This window comes from Nonomuraea sp. NPDC004186, assembly GCF_053603495.1.
On record NZ_JBSGFQ010000062.1, the window covers coordinates 62,465 to 81,904 of the forward strand.

Here is a 19,440-nt window from a genome sequence, read left to right on the forward strand (position 1 = left end):
GGGGTCCCCGGGGCTCTGGCCCTTACTTGAGCTGGTCCTCGGTGTAATAGTTGCCGCCGATGATGACTTCCTTGTAGTTGCTCTTGTCCACGATCACCGGGTCGAGCAGGTACGACGGGACGACCTTGTTGCCGTTGTCGTAGTCCTTCTCGTTGTTGACCTCGGGCTTCTGGCCCTTGAGCACGGAGTCGGCCATCTTCACCGTCTGCTCGGCGAGCTTGCGGGTGTCCTTGAAGATGGTGGAGTACTGCTCACCGGCGATGATCGACTTCACCGACGCGAGCTCGGCGTCCTGGCCGGTCACGATCGGGTACGGCTGGCCGCTGGTGCCGTAGCCGGAGCTCTTGAGCGCCGACAGGATGCCGATCGACAGACCGTCGTACGGCGACAGCACGCCGTCCACCTTCTTGCCGCCGTAGGTCTTGGTGAGGATGTCCTCCATGCGCTTCTGCGCCGTGGCGGGGTCCCACCGCAGGATGGCGGCCTGCTTGAAGTCGGTCTGACCGCTCGCGATCTTCAGGGTGCCGTCGTCGATCTTCGGCTTGAGCACCGACATGGCGCCGTTCCAGAAGAACGTGGCGTTGTTGTCGTCGGGCGAGCCGCCGAACAGCTCGACGTTGAACGGGCCCTTCTTGCCGTCCTCGACGCCGAGGCCCTTGAGCAGCGAGGTCGCCTGCTGCACGCCCACCTTGAAGTTGTCGAAGGTGGCGTAGTAGTCGACGTTCGGGCTGTTGCGGATCAGACGGTCATAGGCGATGACCGGGATCTTGTTGTCGGCGGCCTGCTGGAGCTGGGAGGTGATGGCGGTGCCGTCGATCGAGGCGATGATCAGGAGCTTGGCGCCCTTGGTGATCTGGTTCTCGATCTGGTTGGCCTGCGTCGGGATGTCGTTCTCCGCGTACTGGAGGTCGACCTTGTAGCCCAGCTTCTCCAGCTGCTGCTTGACGTTGTCGCCGTCGTGGATCCAGCGCTCCGACGACTTCGTGGGCATGGTGACGCCGATCAGGGCGCCCCCGCTTCCGGCGGAGGCCGAGGCGGAAGCCTGGGCGTCGACGGTCTTCGTGCTCGACCCGCAGGCCGTCATCGTCGCGGCGAGCGCGATGACGGATACCACGCCCCCGATTCGTCCCAACCTCATGTCATCTCCTTGCGATGGGGGTCCGGCAGCGCTGGACGCGGCAACTGCCGGTAGAGCGAGGAATTCGATTACAGAAAGTAACGAATCAGAACATAATTCTCGTTCGCTTCCGCCGATTGTTATCGCTAACAACGCTCGTGTCAACGGGCGCGCATAACCTACCGGAAACTTTCAGGTAACTTTCACCGCAGGTCAGCGCCTCGCACGGGCCGAAAACAGGCGCTGCAGCAAGATGAAGACGAAGAGCAACATTCCGATGAAGATCTTGGTCCACCATGAGGACAGTGTCCCCTCGAAACTGATGATCGTCTGGATCAGGCCCAGCACGAGCACCCCGAGGACGGTGCCCAGCAGGAAGCCGCTGCCGCCGGTCAGCAGGGTGCCGCCGATGACGACCGCCGCGATCGCGTCCAGCTCCATGCCCACGGCGTGCAGCCCGTAGCCGGAGAGCATGTAGAACGACAGCAGCACACCGCCCAGCGCCGAGCAGAACCCGCTGATCGTGTAGACCGCGATCTTCGTCCGGCCCACGGGCAGCCCCATCAGCAGCGCCGACTGCTCGCTGCCGCCGGTCGCGTACACCGCGCGGCCGAGCCGGGTGTAGTGCAGCACGTACGCCGCCACCAGCACGACCACCACGGCGATGATCACACTGGGTGATATCCACATGTCGGCGAACAGGTCGATCCTCGCCTGCGCGAACGCCGTGAAGGTGGGATCGTTGATCGGGATCGAGTCCGTGCCGATCGTGTAACACAGCCCCCGCGCCAAGAACATGCCCGCCAGCGTCACGATGAACGGCTGGATGTCGAAGGCGTGCACGATGTACCCCATCACCAGCCCCAGCCCCGACCCGATGACCAGCACCAGCGGGATCACCAGGTACGGCGGCCACCCCGGCCCCGCCATGAGGCTGGCCGAGATCATCGTGGACAGCGCCACCACCGACCCCACCGACAGGTCGATGCCCCCGGTCAGGATCACGAACGTCATCCCGACGGCCACCACCAGCAGGAAGGCGTTGTCGATGAAGACGTTGAGCACCACCTGCCCGCTGGCGAACCCCTCATAGCGGATCCCGCCGACCACGAACATGGCCAGGAACAGGCACCCGGTCACGAGGACCGGCAAATACTTGGCGGGCACGCTCGCCCGCCCGATCGTCAGCGTGCTCATGTGGTCACTCGCACCTTCTCCTCGGCCACCGGACCGGCGGGCGCGGCGCGGCCGCGTCTGCGGAACGCCTTCTCACGGAAGGACGGGGACTGGATGAGGCAGACCGCCGTCACGACCAGCGCCTTGAACAGCAGCGTGGTCTCCGGTGGCACGCCGATCGAGTAGATCGTCGTGGTCAGGGTCTGGATGATCAGCGCGCCCAGCACGGTGCCGCCGAGCGAGAACCGGCCGCCGGACAGCGACGTGCCGCCGATCACGACGGCCAGGATGGCGTCCAGCTCGATCCACAGGCCGGCGTTGTTGCCGTCGGCGCTGGAGACGTTCGAGCTGATCATCAGCCCGGCCACGCCCGCGCACAGCGCGGCGAACGCGTACACCATGATGATGATCCCGCGTGCCCTGATGCCCGCCAGCCGGCTGGCCTCGGCGTTGCCGCCGACCGACTCGATCAGCATGCCCAGCGCCAGCCGCCGGGTGAGGAACGCCGTGATCGCCAGCACGCCGAGCACGATGATGATGCCGAACGGCACGGTCAGCCAGTAGCCGCCGCCGATCACCTTGTACGCCGGGCTGTTGACGGTGATGATCTGCCCGTCGGTGATGAGCTGGGCCAGGCCGCGCCCGGCCACCATGAGGATGAGCGTGGCGATGATCGGCTGGATGCCGACGGTCGCGACCAGGAACCCGTTCCAGGCGCCCAGCACCAGGCAGAGTCCGAGCGCGGCCGCCACGGCGGTGAACAGGCTCGCGTCCTCGCTGATCTGCAGGCAGGCCAGCGCCCCCGAGATCGCCACCACCGAGCCCACCGACAGGTCGATGCCGCCGGTGGCGATGACCAGCGTCATCCCGAGCGAGACCAGGATCAGCGGGGCGCCGAAGCGCAGGATGTCGATCAGGCTCCCGTACAGGTGGCCTTCCCTGACCTGGATCGAGAAGAAGCTGGGCGTGAAGAACACGTTCAGCGCCAGCAGCAGTACGAGGACCACCACCGGCCAGAGCAGCCGCCTCATGAGGTCCGGCCTCCGCTCGCGATCGTTTCCATGAGCACGTCCGTCGTGAGCTCGTCGTCGTTGGGCAGCTCGGCCACCAGCCGCCGGTCGCGCAGCACCTCGACCTTGTGGCTGAGCCGCAGCACCTCCTCCAGCTCGGCCGAGATGAACAGCACCGCCATGCCGCCGTCGGACAGCTCGGCCACCAGGCGCTGGATCTCGGTCTTCGCCCCGACGTCGATGCCCCGGGTGGGCTCGTCCAGGATGAGCAGGCGCGGCTCGAGGATGAGCCATCTGGCCAGCACGACCTTCTGCTGGTTGCCGCCGCTGAGGTTGCGTACGAGGTGCTCGGGGTTGGGCGGGCTGATCTTCAGGGCCTTGACGTACCTGCCGACCAGCTCGTCCTGCTGCTCGCGCGGCACCGGCCTGGTCCAGCCCCTGGTGGCCTGGAGGGCGAGGATGATGTTCTCGCGCACGGTGAGGTCGGGGATGAGGCCGTCGGCCTTGCGGTTCTCGGAGCAGAACGCGATCTTGTGGTTCATGGCCGCGCGGGGCGTGCGCAACGACGCCGGGGTCCCGCCGACCGCGATCTCGCCCGTGCCCGCGTGGTCGGCGCCGAACAGCAGCCGCGCGATCTCCGTACGGCCGGAGCCGAGCAGCCCGGCCAGGCCCACCACCTCGCCCTCGTGGATCGTGAGCGTGAACGGCTCGATGGCTCCCGGCCGGCCCAGCTCGCGCGCCTCGACCAGCGGCCGGTCGAAGACCTTGGCCTCACCGTGCAGCCGTTCCAGCGCGGCCAGCTCCTGGCCGATCATCTTGGCGACCAGCTCGACCTGCGGGAGCCGATCGGTGAGGTACTCGCCGACGAGCCTGCCGTTGCGCAGGATCGTCATGCGGTCCGAGATCTCGTAGATCTGGTCGAGGAAGTGGGAGACGAAGAGGATGGCGATGCCCTCCTCCTTCAGCCGCCTCATCACCCGGAAGAGCTGCTCGACCTCGTCGGCGTCCAGGCTGGAGGTGGGCTCGTCCAGGATGAGCACCCTCGCCTCGATGTCGATCGCCCGCGCGATGGCCACCATCTGCTGGACGGCCAGCGAGTACGTCGACAGCGGCGCCGACACGTCCACGCTCAGCTCCAGCCGGGACAGCAGCTCGGCGGCCCTGGCGCGCATCCGTTTCCAGTCGATGCGTCCCCTTTTCCGGGGCTCGCGGCCGATGAAGATGTTCTCGGCCACCGAGAGGTTCGTGCAGAGGTTGACCTCCTGGTAGACCGTGCTGATGCCGGCCTGCTGCGCCTCCAGGGGGCTGCCGAACGCGACGGGCGCGCCGCCCAGCTCGATGGTGCCCGCGTCGGCGGGGTGGACGCCGGTGAGCACCTTGATCAGGGTGGACTTGCCCGCGCCGTTCTCTCCCATGAGCGCGTGCACCTCGCCCGATAGCAGCCGCAGGTCGACGCCGTCCAGGGCTTTCACGCCAGGGAACTGCTTGCCGATCCCGCTCATCGTCAGGACCGGCGCGGGTGTGACCATGTCTCTCCTCATATGGCAGGAAAACCGCGCCTTGCCTCGTCACTACGCCTCCCTTGCGCCCCGGTCCAGGGCCCGGGGGCGTCCGGAAGGACGGCCGCGCCCCGCGCACCCCGGCTGGTGGAAGTGCCCAGGACCCCGGCCGGAGTACGGCGGCGCTTTCGCCACTCCCTCCATCCCAAGGGACCCCAGCCGGAGTACGGAGGCGCGCGGCCGGAAGGCGGGTCAGTACTGGCGGGAGGAGAGGACCTGCTTGGCCTGCTCCTGCGTGAACGTGGTCTCCTCGGTCACCACGCGGGCCGGCACCTGCTCACCCTTGACGACCTTCTTGGCCAGGTCCATGAGCTGCGGGCCGAGCAGCGGCGAGCACTCGACGATGTAGTTGATCTTCCCGTCGGCGAGCGCCTGCATGCCGTCCTTGACGGCGTCCACGGTGATGATCTTGATGTCCTTGCCGGGCACCTTGCCCGCGCCCTCGATGGCCTCGATCGCGCCCAGGCCCATGTCATCGTTGTGGGCGTAGAGGACGTCGATGTCCGGGTTCGACTTCAGGAAGGCCTCCATGACCTCCTTGCCCTTGGCCCTGGTGAAGTCGCCGGTCTGCGAGGCGATGATCCTGAACTTGGGATCGGCCCCGATGACCCCCTGGAAGCCGGACTTCCGGTCGTTGGCCGGGGCCGAGCCCGTCGTGCCCTGAAGCTCGACGATGTTCACCGGGTCCTTGGCGTCCTTGTACTCGTTCACCAGCCACTGGCCGGCCTTCTTGCCCTCCTCGACGAAGTCCGAGCCGAGGAAGGTCTTGTAGAGGGAGGTGTCCTTGGAGTCCACGGCGCGGTCGGTCAGGATGACCGGGATCTTCGCGTCCTTGGCCTCCTTGAGCACCGTGTCCCAGCCGGACTCCACCACCGGCGAGAAGGCGATGATGTCCACCTTCTGCTGGATGTAGGAGCGGATGGCCTTGATCTGGTTCTCCTGCTTCTGCTGGGCGTCGGAGAACTTGAGCGTGATGCCCGCGGTCTTGGCCGAGTCCTGCACGGACTTGGTGTTCGCGGTGCGCCACCCGCTCTCCGCTCCCACCTGGGAGAAGCCCATGGTGATCGAGCCGCCGCCACCACCGCCGCCACCGCCGCTGCCGCAGGCGGTCATGGACATCGCGGTCAGACCGGCGAGAACTAAAGCCGAGATCCTCTTCAACACGTGGGGGTTCCCTTCTCATGTGAGCGCTAACATCCCAATGCGGGACGCCGGCGCCTTCCTGCCTTGCGCAACGGCCTACGCACCGGCCACACCGGTCCCCGAGGGCGTCGCCGACGCCTACTTTTCGATGTGCTGAGGATGCTTGAAGTGCTTGGTGAGCTCGCCCCGACTGTGAACGTTAACAACCGGTCTCGTCAAGGGGCCGCCTGATTACGGTCGGATCACATGGGCTGGGCCTTGACGAGGGTCTGGGCCAGTCCTTAACTTGTCGCGGATCGCCGTTGTTAACGCTCACTCGCCTTGTTAACGCTAACAACCTTGAGGAGCCCCCCGCTCATGACGCGAATCGCCTTATCCGCCCTGCTCCTGGCGGCCTCGCTGGTGGCGCCACCGCCGGCGACCGCGGCGGCCTCGCTTGCCGAGCCCATCCCGGACGGCGCAGTGGTCGACCAGTTCGACGGCACCGCGCTCGGCGAGGACTGGACGGTGTTGTCGCCGGACAGCTCCCGCTGGTCGCTGTCGGGCGGCGCGCTGCGCGTGGAGAGCCTGACCGGCGACACGTACCAGGGCACCAACACCGCCAGGAACCTCTTCCTCGTGGAGGTCCCCGCCGGCGACTTCGAGGTGGTCACCAAGCTGAGCGCCCCGGTCGCGCTGGACTACCAGAGCGCGGGCCTGCTGGCCTGGCAGGACTGGGACAACTACGTACGCGCCGGGCTCGCCCACGTCGGGTCCGCGGGCGGGCCGGTGATCGAGACGGACACCGAGGTCGGGGCCTCGTTCAACGCGAGCTTCGCGGCCCGGCCCGGCTCGACCGGCGAGATCGTCAAGCTGGCCAGGACCGGCGACGAGTTCGTCTCCTCGTACTGGGACGGGTCAGCCTGGGTGCAGGCGGCCAAGGTGAGCGCGAAGCTGGACGTCAAGCAGCTCGGCCTGTTCGCGCTGTCGGCGCAGAACGGCACGTCGGTGACGGCGGCGTTCGACTACATCGCGATCAAGGCGAGCGAGGGCAGGCCGGTGGTGCCGTCCGGGGCGTTTACGCTGCGCTCCGGCGCGCTGCCGTACCTGTCGGCCGGCCCGTCGGGGGTGGTGCGGGCGTCGGCGAAGGCGGGGATGACCAGCCTGGCCCTCACGGCCACGGCCGCCGGTGACGGCGTGACGCTGAAGGACGTGGCGAGCGGCGAGTTCCTGCGGGTCTCCGCCGGGAAGGTGCGGCTGGGCGGGACCGCGTCGGTCTTCCGGCTCAAGGACGCGGGCGGCGGCAAGGTCGTGCTCTCCTCGGGCGGCCAGAACGTCTCCGTCGGCGACGGCACCCTGGTCGTGGGGAGCGCGATCACGAAGTTCAGGGTCGAGGGCTACAGCTCGGGCAAGCTGGCCGTGGACACCGGGGCCAGGGGCACCGAGGTCAGCCCCGACCTCTACGGGGTCTTCTACGAGGACATCAACCACGCCGCCGACGGCGGGCTCTACGCCGAGCTGGTGCAGAACCGCTCGTTCGAGTTCAACAGCGTGGACGAGCGCTCCTACACGGGCCTGACCGCGTGGTCCAAGGACGAACGCGGCGCCACCGCCGAGCTCGCGATCGGCACCGACCGGCCGCTGAACGCCGCCAACCGCAACTACCTGCGGCTCGACGTGACCGGCGACGGCACCGCGGGCGCGAGCAACGCCGGGTTCAACCGCGGCATCCCCGTGAAGCAGGGCAAGCGGTACGACATGTCGTTCTGGGCCAGGCGTGACGCGGCCGGGCCGCTGACGGTCTCGGTCGAGAGCGGCTCCACCGTGCTCGGCACGGTCACGCTGCGGGTGAAGGCCGGCGGCTGGGCGAAGTACACCGCGTCGTTCACGGCCTCGGGGACGACGGACGCGGGGCGGCTGATGGTGCTGGCGCCGGGCGGGCGGACCGACCTGGACATGGTGTCGCTGTTCCCGCGTGACACGTTCAAGGGGCACGGCATGCGGACGGACCTGGCCAGGATGGTCGCCGGCCTGAAGCCCAGGTTCCTGCGCTTCCCCGGCGGGTGCGTGACGAACGTCGGCACGTACGACCCGTACGCGGACAACCAGGACCGGCGGCGCATCTACCAGTGGAAGGAGACGATCGGCCCGGTCGAGGAGCGGCCGACCAACTTCAACTTCTGGGGCTACAACCAGTCCTACGGCCTCGGCTACTACGAGTACTTCCAGTTCGCCGAGGACATCGGGGCGCGGGCGCTGCCGGTGCTGTCGGTGGGCGTGAACGGGTGCGGCGAGAACCGGCCGCTGACCGACGAGGCCAAGCTGGCCCGGTGGGTGCAGGACACGCTCGACCTGATCGAGTTCGCCAACGGGCCGGTCACCTCGGAGTGGGGCGGGAAGCGGGCCCGGCTCGGGCATCCGAAGCCGTTCGGGCTGGAGTACATCGGGCTCGGGAACGAGGAGATCTACCCCGAGTTCTTCGCGAACTATCCGAAGTTCGCGGACGCCATCAGGGCCAGGTACCCGGACGTCAAGATCATCAGCAACGCGGGGCAGACGTCACAGGGCGCCTGGTTCGACCGGATGTGGCAGTTCGCCCGCGACCAGAAGGCCGACCTCGTCGACGAGCACTACTACAACAGCCCGGAGTGGTTCCTGACCAACAACCACCGCTACGACGCCTATGACCGCGGCGGGCCGAAGGTGTTCGTGGGCGAGTACGCCTCGCGCGGCAACACGTGGCACAACGCGCTGGCGGAGGCGTCGTACATGACGGGCCTGGAGCGCAACTCCGACGTCGTGCGGCTGGCGTCGTACGCGCCGCTGCTGGCCAACGTGGACTACGTGGACTGGACGCCGGATCTCATCTGGTTCGACAACGACCAGGTCTACGGCTCGCCGAACTACTACGTGCAGCGCCTCTTCTCCGCCAACGTCGGCGACCGGGTGCTGCCCAGCACCTTCACGGGCGAGGGCGGGACGGTCGAGGACATCGGCGGCGCGGTGGGGCTCGGCGCGTGGAACACCGCCGTCCGGTACGACGACGTGAAGGTCACCGCGGCCGACGGGACCACGCTGCTGGCGGACGACTTCTCGGCCGGAGCCGGCAGGTGGACCCCCGGTCTGGGGACCTGGGCCGTGCAGGACGGCGCCTACGCGCAGACCGCCCAGGTGACGGACGCCAGGTCCACGGCGGGCTCGGCCGACTGGTCGAACTACACGATGGAGGTCACCGCCAGGAAGACCGCCGGGGCCGAGGGCTTCCTGATCATGTTCGGGGTCAAGGACACCGGCAACTTCTACTGGTGGAACCTCGGCGGCTGGGGCAACACCCAGTCCGCCATAGAGAAGGCCGCCAACGGCGCCAAGTCCTCGATCGCCACCTCCGCCACCACGATCGAGACCGGCCGCGACTACCGGATCAAGATCCAGGTGAGCGGGCGGCGGATCACGACCTGGCTGGACGGGCAGAAGATCAACGACTTCGTGGACGACGCCGTCGTGGAGCCGCTCTACCAGGTGGTGTCCAGAGACGGGAAGTCCGTGACGCTCAAGGTCGTCAACGTGCGGGACACGTCCGTACGCGGCAGTGTGGACCTCGGCGCGGCGCGGTTCCGGCCGGTCGCCACGGTGACCACGCTGACGGGCTCGCCGTCCGACACGAACTCGCTCTCCGAGCCGGAGCGGGTGGCGCCGGTGGAGCGGCAGGTGCACGGCTTCTCCTCGGCCTTCACCTACGACTTCCCCGCGCACTCGGTGACGTTCGTACGGCTGACCGAGCGATGACGGCGCGGGCGGGCCTCCTCCTGGAGGCCCGCCCGGCGGCTACGCGACGACCCGGTAGTGCGTGGTCATCCGGCCCGTGTCGTCGAGCACGTGGAACGCGATCGCCGGCGGGAGGTCGTAGTCCGCGCAGTTGGCGAACGTCGTTCCGCCCTCCCACGGCAGCTTCAGCGTAGACACGACGCCGGGGGCGGCCAGCAGCGGGCGGCCGGCGAAGGTGGTGGCGGCGCCCGTGTGGGCGTGGCCGACCAGCACGGCGGGCACGTCCGGATGCCGCCCGAGCAGCTCTTCCAGGGGCTCGGACCGGTGCAGCCTGATGCCGTCGACCACCTGGCTGTGCAGCAGCGTGGGCGGGTGGTGGAAGGCCACGAACACCGACCGGTCCGCGCCCGCGAGCACGTCGTCCAGCCAGGCCAGCGTCTCGTCGTCCAGATGGCCCGAGTCCTCGCCGGGGATGGAGGAGTCGCACATGGCGTAGACGGCCCTGTCCGTGCGCAGGACCTGGTTGATCGGGCCCGCGCCGCCGCTCCGGTCGCCCAGCAGGACGCGGCGGAACTGCTCCCGCACGTCGTGGTTGCCCGGGCCGACCAGGACGGGGTGGCGGGAGGAGAGCAGCTTGCGCGCCTCCTCGTACTCCTCGGGGAGGCCGTGGTCGGCGATGTCGCCGGTGACGAGCACGGCGTCGAGGTCGGCGGGGAGCGCGTCGAGGTAGCGCATGACGGAGGTGGCGCGGTCGACGCTCTGGGGCGTCGCGCCGATGTGGATGTCGCTCAGGTGAGCGATCACGATCATGTTGACGTCGTCCTTCCGGGTTCTGCCTGCTCACCTACCGTAGGCCCGGGTACCGGACCATGCGTAAGATCCGGTTCTGTGCGGAAAGATTGGGCCGGTTTCGGGGTGGACCTGCATCTGGAGGTCTCCACCGGCGGCGGGCGGCGGCGCGGGCTGGAGGAGGCGCTGCGGCAGGCGGTCCGGGACGGGCGGCTGCCGCGCGGCACGCGGCTGCCTTCGACGCGGTCGCTGGCGGCGGAGCTGGGGCTGTCGCGCGGCACGGTGAGCGCGGCCTACGACCAGCTCGTCGCCGAGGGCTACCTGGCCACCCGCCCGGGCTCGGCCACCGAGGTCGCCGACGTGTCCCCCACCACGCCGACCCGTCCGGAACCGCCGTCCGAGCCCTCCCCCGGGCCGGGGTATGACCTGCGGCTGCCGGCCGGACCCCCTGGGGCGCCGCTGCATGACCTGCGGCCCGGGCAGCCCGACGTGTCGGCGTTTCCGGCGCGGGCGTGGCTGCGGGCCACCCGGCACGTGCTCTCCACCGCACCCGCCGAGGTCCTCGGCCCGTGCGACCCGCGCGGCCGGATCGAGCTGCGGGCGGCGCTGGTCGGCTACCTCGCCAGGACGCGCGGGGTGATCACCACGCCGGACCTGATCGTGGTCACGACGGGGTTCGTCCAGGCGCTCAACCTGCTCGTCCAGGTGATCGACGGCCCGATCGCCACGGAGGAGCCGGGGCACGACTTCTACCGCGAGGTGCTGCGCCGTGCCGGGCGCGAGACCGTACCGCTGCCCGTGGACGGGCTGGGCGCCCAGGTGGACACGCTCACCGGCGCGACCGCGGCGGCCGTCGTCACGCCCGCGCACCAGTACCCCACGGGCGTGCCCCTGCACCCCGCCCGCCGCCGCGCGCTGCGCGAGTGGGGCGGGCTCGTCGTGGAGGACGACTACGACGGGGAGTTCCGCTACGACCGGCAGCCGGTCGGCGCGTTCCAGGGGACCGCGCCCGATGGGGTCGTGTACGTCGGCACCACCTCCGAGTCCCTCGCCCCGGCCCTGCGCCTGGGCTGGATGGCGGTGCCTCCGTCCTTGATCGGCCCCGTGGCCGAGGCCAAGCTGCACACCGACACCCACACCGAGGTGCTCGGCCAGCTCGTGCTGGCGAGGCTGATCGAGACCCACGACTACGACCGCCACATCCGCGCCGCCCGCCTGCGCTATCGCCGCCGCCGCGAGCTGCTGCTCGCCCGGCTCGGCCCCGGGCCCGGCCAGCCGCTGCCCGGCGTCGCCCTGCCCGGGGTGGCCGCGGGGCTGCGCGCGCTCCTCCTGCTCCCGGAGGAGGGTCCCGCGGAAGGGGACCTGCTGGCCGAGTGCGAGCGCAGGGGCATCGCGCTGCGCGCCGCCTCCCCGCTCTGGCGCGGCGACGGCCCCGGCGGCCTGCTCATCGGGTACGCCGCCGCGTCCGAACGCGCCTACCCGCACGCCCTCGAAGCCCTGGCCCGGGTACTCGCCGGAACCTGACGGCGGCCCCGTCCGTTGTCAGGGTGAGCGCACAAACGGCGAAGGAGGGACATGGGCTGGCACTACCGCAAGACCATCAAGGTGGGCCCGTTCCGGATCAACCTGTCACGTCGCGGCGTCGGCCACAGCTACGGCAACCGCCGCTTCCACGTCACGACCACTCCCGACGGCCGCCGCCACGTCTCCGTGCACCTGCCCGGCGGCTTCCACCTCGGCAAGTCGTTCGGCGGCCGGCGCCACCGCGGACATTACTGACCCAAGGCGGTCGATCGACCGCTCGACATAGACGGGCCGGAGGCGGCAAAGCCTCCGGCCCGTCCCCTTTCCCGACGCCCGCCAGGCGATCAGAGTGGTCGGATGAGCGGTCACATGAGCCCCGAGGAGTTCCGCCGCCACGGCAGGCAGGTCGTCGACTGGATCGCGGACTATCTCGCCGGCATCGAGTCCCATCCCGTCATGTCCCAGGTGAGACCGGGGGACATCCGCCGCGCGCTGCCGGCCGTGGCGCCCGAGCACGGCGAGCCGTTCGAGGCCGTGCTGTCGGACCTGGGGCGGATCCTGCTGCCCGGCATCACGCACTGGCAGCATCCCGGCTTCTTCGCCTACTTCCCCTCCAACGCCAGCGGCCCGGCCATCCTGGGCGACCTGCTGTCCGGCGGGCTCGGCGTGCAGGGCATGCTCTGGGTGACCAGCCCGGCGTGCACGGAGCTGGAGACCGTGGTGGTCGACTGGCTGGCCGGGCTGCTCGGCCTGCCGGAGCATTTCCGTACGGACCGGGCGGGCGGCGGCGTCATCCAGGACTCGGCGTCGAGTGCCTGCCTGGTCGCGCTGCTGGCCGCGCTGCACCGGGCGAGCGGCGGCCGGGTCGCCTCCGACGGCGTCACCCGGAGGTACACGATCTACGTGTCGTCCCAGACGCACTCGTCGCTGGAGCGGGCGGCGCGGATCACGGGGCTGGGGGCGGCCGGCGTACGGGTGGTGGACGTCGATCCCCGTACGCTGGCCATGGACCCCGACCACCTGCGGACCCTGCTGGACCAGGACGAAGCGGACGGCGCCGTGCCGGTCATGGTGTGCGCCACCGTCGGCACCACCTCCACCACCGCCGTCGACCCGGTGCCCGCGATCGGCGAGCTGTGCCGCGAACGCGGGATCTGGCTGCACGTGGACGCGGCCTACGCCGGGGTCGCGGCAATCTGCCCCGAGCTCCGGTGGCTGAACGAGGGCGTGGCCGAGTACGCCGACTCCTACTCCACGAACCCGCACAAATGGCTGCTGACCAACTTCGACTGCACCGTGCTCTGGACGGCCGACCGCGCCCCGCTGCTCGACGCGCTGTCGGTCATGCCCGAGTTCCTCAGGAACCCCGCCACCGCGACCGGCTCCGTCGTCGACTACCGGGACTGGCAGGTGCCGCTGGGCCGGCGCTTCAGGGCATTGAAGCTGTGGTCGGTGATCCGCTGGTACGGGGCCGAGGGGCTGCGCGCGCACATTCGCAAGGGGGTGGCGCTGGCGCAGGAGCTGGCGTCGTGGATCTCCGCGGACCCGGGCTTCGAGGTGCACGAGCCGCACCCGCTCGGGCTCGTGTGCTTCCGCCCGGTGTGGCCGGGCCTGGCGGCGGACGAGGCGGACCGGGCCACGATGCGGCTGCTGGAGCTGCTCAACGCCGGCGGGTCCATGTACATGACGCACACCAGGATCGATGACCGGGTGGTGCTGCGGATGGCCATCGGCGGCGTGGCGACGGAGCGGCGGCACGTGGAGCGGGCGTGGGAGCAGATCCGGTGGGAGCACGCGGCCCTGTCGGCCACGCTCCCCTGACGGCTCAGGCCCTCACAGCTCAGGCCCTCACAGCTCAGACGCGGTAGCGCTCCACGAGCTCGGACCCGATCCTGGCCAGCTGGACCCTGACCTCCTCCGGCTCCACGACCTCCACCGTCGCACCCCATCCGGCCAGCTGCTCGGCGATCGACAACGCCATGGGCGCCGCCACGCGTGCCCTGACCCGCCCGTCCTCCTCGACGCGCTCGACCTCGCAGTGGCGCCCGAACTGGTGGCGCAGCACCGGCAGGAACCGCTCGGCGATGAGCACGGTCGCGGACAGCAGCGAGCGCCGCCGCTCCATCTCGTCCACGACCTTCCCCCACGCCTCCGACAGCACGAACCCCTCCGGCCGCTGGAAGGTCAGCTCCGTCACCTCGGCCTCGGCGATCCGGTCCACCCGGAACGTGCGCTGCCCGGCCTCGGTGCCGGCGATCAGGTACCAGACGTCGTCCTTGTCCACCAGGCCCCAGGGGTCGACGAGCCGGTGCGTACGTTCGCCGGAGCGGCCCTCGTACCCGAGCCTGACCTTGCGGCGTCTCACGGTGGCGCTCTGCAGGATCCGCACCAGCTCGGGCCGGTCGGGGTCGCGCTCGCCCCAGCCGGTGGGGTCGATCACCACGGCGTCGGCGGCGGCCTCGGCGTCGTCCCTGAACGTCTGGGGCAGGGCCCGCACCAGCTTGCGCAGCGCGGACTTGACCTCGGGTGTGGCGGACGCGGCCGGGCCGGCCAGCAGGAACAGCGCCTCGGCCTCGTTGGCGGTGAGGCCGCTGAGGTCGGTCCTGGCGCCGCCCAGCAGGGACCAGCCGCCCCCGCGCCCGGCCTGCGGATATACCGGCACGCCCGCCGCGGACAGCGCCTCGAGGTCCCGGCGCGCGGTGGCCACGGACACCTCCAGCTCCGCGGCCAGCCCGGCCGCGGTCACCCGGCCGCGCGACTGCATGAGCAGCAGGACGGCCACAAGTCGATCGGCTCGCATGGCTGGAAATTCTCCTCATTAAAGTGCTCATTGGATGAGCACTTTGACCGGAAGAATCATAGACATCACCCGGAAGGAAGGACCACACAGATGCTCCGCGGATTCGCCACGATCAGCTTCTACGCAGCCGACCTCGAGGCGGCCAAGGCCTGGTACACCGAGCTGCTCGGTATCGAGCCCTACTACCAGGTGCCGGGCTACATCGAGTTCCGCGTCGGCGACCACCAGCACGAGCTGGGCATCATCGACGCCCGCTACGCCCCGGCGGGCGCGACCGACGGGCCCGCGGGCTCGATCACGTACTGGCACGTGGACGACCTGGAGGCCGCCCTCGACCGGCTCGCCGCCCTGGGGGCCAAGGAGCACCAGGGGATCAGGAAGCACGGCGAGGGGTTCGTCACCGCGTCCGTGATCGACCCGTTCGGCAACATCCTCGGCGTCATGTACAACCAGCACTACCTGGACGTGCTCGCCAAGTGACGGGACCGCTCAGGAGTTGTCGACCTTCAGCCCGAAGGCCGACAGCCCCTGCTCGTGGTGCTCGATCAGGCCCATCCGCCGGTAGAAGGCATGGTTGGCGACCCCTTCGGGGGTGGACTCGTGGTCGGTGGTCAGCACGAAGTAGCGGCAGTGCGCGTACCGCTCCTTCAACCGCTCCAGCAGCAGCCGGCCGATCCCCTGACCGTGGAATCTCCTGTTGACGAGCAGTTCCTGCACGTAGCAGACCATCTCGTCATCGGACACCGTCCGGGCCAGGCCGAGCAGCCGCCCGTCCGCGTCCCTGGCGACGAGGACGAGATGCGAGTTCACCAGGCTCCTGCACACCTTGGCGATGTCGCGGGTCCAGGGCTGCCAGCCGACCGAGTCGTACAGCTCGAAGATCTCGGCCTCGTCGAACGACGTCTCCTGAGCGATGCTCACCACTTATGGGACTCCCCTGTATAAAGTCGACGCTTCCCAGCCTATTCGGGCCGCCGGATTCGGGAGAGTGTGGTTAGTTTCAGGATCCGTTCATCGGGCTGACGGTGAAAGGCCTGGTCGGCGCACAGGGGGCGGAATCAGATCTTGCGGCATCCGGGCAAGCGCTCGTTACAATCGCCCAGCCGCGAAGGAGAAGCCGTGCGAACTGTGCGTGTGACCGTAGTCCTGGCCGCGTTGACGGGCGCCCTGGTGCTGCCCGGCGTCGCGAGCGCGACCCCCTTGTCCGGCGCCATCGCCAAGGTGCACACCGCCGGACGCGTCAAGGCCGGCGGGAACTCCCTTCAGTACAGCTGGCCCGGCGTCTACTTCGAGGGCCGCTTCCGCGGCACCGGCGTCGGGATCGTCCTCGACGACTCCGACAACGACTACGAGGTCGAGGTCGACGGCTCGACCGTCGCCACCCTGGTGACCCCGGGCCGGACCACGTACTGGGTCAACGGCCTGGCCCGGGGCACGCACCGCGTACGGCTGGTCAAACGCACCGAGAGCCCGTGGGCCACGAGCGCCTTCGGCGGCTTCGTCGCCGCCCCGGGCGGCGCGATCCTCGGCAGGCCCGCCGCGCGCCACCGGCAGATCGAGTTCATCGGCGACTCCTACACCGTCGGCTACGGCAACCGCTCCGACAGCCGCGACTGCACCGCCGACAAGGTCGCCCGCACCACCGACGCCAACCTCAGCTTCGGCGCCCTCACCGCGCGCCGCCTGAACGCCGACTACCAGCTCAACGCCTTCTCCGGCCGCGGCATGGTGCGCAACTACAACGGCAGCGACCCCGGCACCGACTACCGCACCTACTACGACCGGGCCCTGCTGAACGTCGCCGGCGACGTCTGGCAGAACCCGGGCACCTGGCATCCCCAGCTGGTCGTGATCGGCCTGGGCATCAACGACTTCTCCACCGCCATCAACCCGGGCGAACCGTGGACGCCGGACACTCTGGCCGCTGCTTATCGCACCGCTTACCAGGGCTTCCTCGACAAGCTCCGGTCACGGTACGGCCCCCGCACGACCATCGTGGTCAGCGCCACCTACATGTCCAACACCACCGTGTTCGCCGAGATCGCGCGGCAGATCGTCCAGGAGCGCAACAGCGGGGGCGACGACCGGATCCGTTACTGGTACTACAGCGAATCCGGCCTCGACTACCTCGGCTGCCACTGGCACCCGTCCGTCCACGACCACCGGATCATCGCCGACCGCCTCGGCGAGTTCATCGCCACCCTCCCGCTGCGCTGGTAGCTCAAGCCCCTAGTCGACGGCGGTGAGCCCTTCGGCGATCTTGATCAGCTCGCGGTCGACGGCCTTGGCGTCGCGGAATTTCTTCACGTACACCGGGCTGAACATGATCTCAGCCCTCCGCTGCTCGCCCATGTTCAGGAAGAGCGTGGGGGTGCCCTTCATGCCGTCCTCGCCGACCCCTTCGACGATCAGGTACCCGGTCCGGTCGCCGACGGTCACCTCCTCGCCTTCCCCCTCGTCGCGGTGCACCTGCACGCGATCGTCGATCTCCTGGACGGTCTTGCCCTCGTACACGTAGATCTGGACGCAGTAGAAGCCGGTCTTGTCGCCGTCGTAGTTCCACGAGGTCGTGTAGCTCTCGCCGAAGTCCAGCGACCAGTTGGACCACCGCAGGCCGTCTGGCAGGTAACCCACCCTGACGTGCTTGAACGCCCTTCCGTCGCCCAGATCCCCGAGGTTCGGAGGCTCGGACCGCACCGGCGGGGTGTCGTCGATGGCAGGCGGACCCAGCGTCTCGGAGGCGGATGGATCCGGCGTCTCGGAGACGACGGACGTCTGCACGGCGCCCGGGGCCGCCGTCAGGTAGAGGGGCACCGCCGCGGCCACGGCCAGCGACGTGGCCGCCGTCGCGATCCGGCCGCGGATCCGCTTCCGCCGCGAGGACCGGACGACCCGCTCCACGAGGTCGGGCGCGGCGTGCAGTCGCGCGGTCTCCTCCGCCATGATCTGGCGGAGCTGGTCCTCAAGCATGGGCATTCCCGATCACTCCTTCCACGGCTTCCTCGCCGAGTGCCGTCCGCAGCTTGGCCATCGCCTTCGACGCCTGACTCTTCACCGTGCCGAGCGTGCAGCCGAGCACCTCCGCGGTCTGCGTCTCGCTGAGGTCCTCCCAGTACCGCAGGACGACCACCGCACGCTGCCGGGGAGGCAGGCCGCGCAGCGCGTCCATGAGCACGTGACGCAGGTCGACGTCGGTCGAGCGGGCCGCTCTCTCCGGCGGCACGCGCATCGGGATGATGTGCAGGATCGCCCGGCGCCGGGCCCGGCTGATGGCGGTGTTGATGATGACGCGGCGCACATAAGGCTCGACGGTGTCGCGCCGCACCCGGTCCCAGTTCTTGTACGTACGCTCCAGCGCCGTCTGCAGCAGGTCCTCCGCCTCCGCCTCGTCTCCGCAGGCGAGATAGGCGACCCGCAACAGGGTCGTGGCCCTTGCGGCCACGAACGCGCCGAAGTCATGCTCCGCGCCGCTCACGGCTGTCTGTCCAGTTTCACGCCTCCTAATACGCCTCGGCCGCTCCAAACAGTTGCCAGGCGCCCGCGGGCAACCTTGCCCGACGCCCGGGCGTATTTGAGGACATCGAACCGGATTTCTGGAGGAAGCACATGAAGCGCGCGACCGCACCGGCCCGGCCGCTGATCGCCCTCGGGGCCGGCCTGGCCGCCGTGGGCACCGCCGCCCTGCTGGGTCTGCCACAGCTCGCGAAGGCACCGGAGGCCCGGCTCACGGCCGCCGCGTCGGCTCCGCCGGAGGGTGCGTACTGGCATACGAGAGTGCTGTCGCAGCGCCCGGAGCCCCGTCAGGTCGGCAGCGGCGCGAACCGCTACTCGGTGGTCCAGCAGTCGCTCACCGAGGAATGGACGGCGCCCGACGGCAGACGCTGGGTCGGATCGCGGGAGCTGGGGGCGTACCCGCAGAGCGCGGCGGACCGCGCGGCGTGGCGCCGCGACGGCTCCCCCACCAAGTGGACCCGCACCGCCAACGGCCAGACCGTGTCGCTGTCCACCACGCCCACCAAGGGCCACGTCACCCCCGTACGGGGTGACAACACGTTCTTCCTGATCGGGCAGCGGCTGACGTACGACGAGGTCCAGCGGCTGCCCGCGAACCCGGACGCGTTGAAGTCCTGGCTCGCGCAGGCCGCGCGGGTCTCACGGGTGCCGGAGCGCGCCGTGGACAGGAACGTCACCTCGACGCTGCCCTCGCTGCTCCACGAGCTCCCGGCGCCGAAGGAGGTCCGCGCCGCGGCCTACCAGGCCCTGCTGACGATGCCCGGCGTCAGCTCGCGCGGAAAGTCCGTGGACGGCGCCGGCAGAACCGGCGAGACCCTCTCGATCGGCTATCAGCCGGCCGGCCAGAAGGAGGAGACGATCAAGGTCACGACCGACCTGGTCGTCGACACCGCCACGATGCTCCTGCTGTCCAACAGCCAGACGACCTTGAAGGACGGCAAGGTGTTCCCGAACAAGACCATGAGCCAGACCGTGCTCCAGGCCGGCTGGACCAACGCCGAGCCGGCCGTGCTCGCCCTGCCGTAAAGCGGACGGAACAGGCGCGAAGGCCCGTCCGGACGGGCC

At 69.6% G+C, this 19,440-nt stretch carries 17 protein-coding genes; 7 read left to right on the plus strand and 10 right to left on the minus strand.

Annotated features, from left to right (window positions below; genetic code table 11):
• Positions 1–22: 22 nt before the first annotated feature.
• From chvE to ACWEPL_RS39335, 5 genes are all read right to left on the minus strand, one after another.
• Entirely contained in the window at positions 23–1,138 is a 1,116-nt protein-coding gene (gene chvE / locus ACWEPL_RS39315; RefSeq protein ID WP_363966434.1) for a multiple monosaccharide ABC transporter substrate-binding protein, read from the minus strand.
• Positions 1,139–1,330: 192 nt separating this feature from the next.
• Entirely contained in the window at positions 1,331–2,314 is a 984-nt protein-coding gene (gene yjfF, locus ACWEPL_RS39320; RefSeq protein WP_363966436.1) for a galactofuranose ABC transporter, permease protein YjfF, read from the minus strand.
• A complete protein-coding gene (locus tag ACWEPL_RS39325) occupies positions 2,311–3,324 on the minus strand; it encodes an ABC transporter permease (protein WP_363966438.1) in 1,014 nt (337 codons plus the stop codon). Before ACWEPL_RS39325 ends, yjfF begins: the two co-directional genes overlap by 4 nt.
• Positions 3,321–4,832 carry a sugar ABC transporter ATP-binding protein gene (locus ACWEPL_RS39330; protein WP_452439153.1) on the minus strand — a complete coding sequence of 504 codons (1,512 nt, stop codon included), beginning with the start codon at positions 4,830–4,832 and terminating at the stop codon, positions 3,321–3,323. The genes ACWEPL_RS39325 and ACWEPL_RS39330 overlap by 4 nt, the downstream gene beginning before the upstream one ends.
• A 222-nt stretch (positions 4,833–5,054) precedes the next feature.
• A complete protein-coding gene (locus tag ACWEPL_RS39335) occupies positions 5,055–5,981 on the minus strand; it encodes an ABC transporter substrate-binding protein (RefSeq protein WP_452439154.1) in 927 nt (308 codons plus the stop codon).
• A 381-nt stretch (positions 5,982–6,362) separates the two neighbouring features.
• Between ACWEPL_RS39335 and ACWEPL_RS39340 the strand changes: the two genes are divergently transcribed.
• On the plus strand, positions 6,363–9,770 hold the full coding sequence (locus ACWEPL_RS39340; protein ID WP_452439155.1) for an alpha-L-arabinofuranosidase C-terminal domain-containing protein: 3,408 nt from the start codon (positions 6,363–6,365) through the stop codon (positions 9,768–9,770).
• A 39-nt stretch (positions 9,771–9,809) separates the two neighbouring features.
• Here the strand turns inward: ACWEPL_RS39340 and ACWEPL_RS39345 are convergent, their stop codons facing one another.
• On the minus strand, positions 9,810–10,559 hold the full coding sequence (locus tag ACWEPL_RS39345; RefSeq protein WP_452439156.1) for a metallophosphoesterase: 750 nt from the start codon (positions 10,557–10,559) through the stop codon (positions 9,810–9,812).
• Positions 10,560–10,637: 78 nt separating this feature from the next.
• Between ACWEPL_RS39345 and pdxR the strand changes: the two genes are divergently transcribed.
• The 3 genes from pdxR to ACWEPL_RS39360 all read left to right on the plus strand — a co-directional run bounded on the left by pdxR (position 10,638) and on the right by ACWEPL_RS39360 (position 13,883).
• Entirely contained in the window at positions 10,638–12,062 is a 1,425-nt protein-coding gene (gene pdxR, locus ACWEPL_RS39350) for a MocR-like pyridoxine biosynthesis transcription factor PdxR (protein ID WP_452439157.1), read from the plus strand.
• 51 nt (positions 12,063–12,113) lie between these two features.
• Positions 12,114–12,317, plus strand: a complete 204-nt coding sequence (locus ACWEPL_RS39355) for a DUF4236 domain-containing protein (protein ID WP_355204864.1) — start codon at positions 12,114–12,116, stop codon at positions 12,315–12,317.
• A 102-nt stretch (positions 12,318–12,419) separates the two neighbouring features.
• Positions 12,420–13,883 (plus strand): aminotransferase class I/II-fold pyridoxal phosphate-dependent enzyme, encoded by a 1,464-nt coding sequence (locus tag ACWEPL_RS39360; RefSeq protein WP_452439158.1) that lies wholly within the window; start codon positions 12,420–12,422, stop codon positions 13,881–13,883.
• Between the two features lie 34 nt (positions 13,884–13,917).
• Here the strand turns inward: ACWEPL_RS39360 and ACWEPL_RS39365 are convergent, their stop codons facing one another.
• Positions 13,918–14,862, minus strand: a complete 945-nt coding sequence (locus ACWEPL_RS39365) for a helix-turn-helix transcriptional regulator (RefSeq protein WP_452439159.1) — start codon at positions 14,860–14,862, stop codon at positions 13,918–13,920.
• Positions 14,863–14,952: 90 nt separating this feature from the next.
• Between ACWEPL_RS39365 and ACWEPL_RS39370 the strand changes: the two genes are divergently transcribed.
• Positions 14,953–15,342, plus strand: a complete 390-nt coding sequence (locus ACWEPL_RS39370) for a VOC family protein (protein ID WP_363966452.1) — start codon at positions 14,953–14,955, stop codon at positions 15,340–15,342.
• Between the two features lie 9 nt (positions 15,343–15,351).
• On the opposite strand, the gene ACWEPL_RS39375 is transcribed toward ACWEPL_RS39370, so the two are convergent.
• Positions 15,352–15,783: a GNAT family N-acetyltransferase gene (locus ACWEPL_RS39375; protein WP_363966454.1), complete on the minus strand. Its 432-nt coding sequence runs from the start codon at positions 15,781–15,783 to the stop codon at positions 15,352–15,354.
• A gap of 198 nt (positions 15,784–15,981) precedes the next feature.
• Between ACWEPL_RS39375 and ACWEPL_RS39380 the strand changes: the two genes are divergently transcribed.
• A complete protein-coding gene (locus ACWEPL_RS39380) occupies positions 15,982–17,082 on the plus strand; it encodes an SGNH/GDSL hydrolase family protein (RefSeq protein WP_452439160.1) in 1,101 nt (366 codons plus the stop codon).
• A 9-nt stretch (positions 17,083–17,091) separates the two neighbouring features.
• On the opposite strand, the gene ACWEPL_RS39385 is transcribed toward ACWEPL_RS39380, so the two are convergent.
• Positions 17,092–17,838, minus strand: a complete 747-nt coding sequence (locus tag ACWEPL_RS39385) for a hypothetical protein (protein WP_452439161.1) — start codon at positions 17,836–17,838, stop codon at positions 17,092–17,094.
• Positions 17,825–18,337: a SigE family RNA polymerase sigma factor gene (locus ACWEPL_RS39390; RefSeq protein WP_350740591.1), complete on the minus strand. Its 513-nt coding sequence runs from the start codon at positions 18,335–18,337 to the stop codon at positions 17,825–17,827. Before ACWEPL_RS39390 ends, ACWEPL_RS39385 begins: the two co-directional genes overlap by 14 nt.
• A gap of 131 nt (positions 18,338–18,468) precedes the next feature.
• Here ACWEPL_RS39390 and ACWEPL_RS39395 point away from each other — a divergent pair, with 131 nt between their 5' ends.
• Positions 18,469–19,401: a hypothetical protein gene (locus tag ACWEPL_RS39395; RefSeq protein WP_452439162.1), complete on the plus strand. Its 933-nt coding sequence runs from the start codon at positions 18,469–18,471 to the stop codon at positions 19,399–19,401.
• Positions 19,402–19,440: the final 39 nt, after the last annotated feature.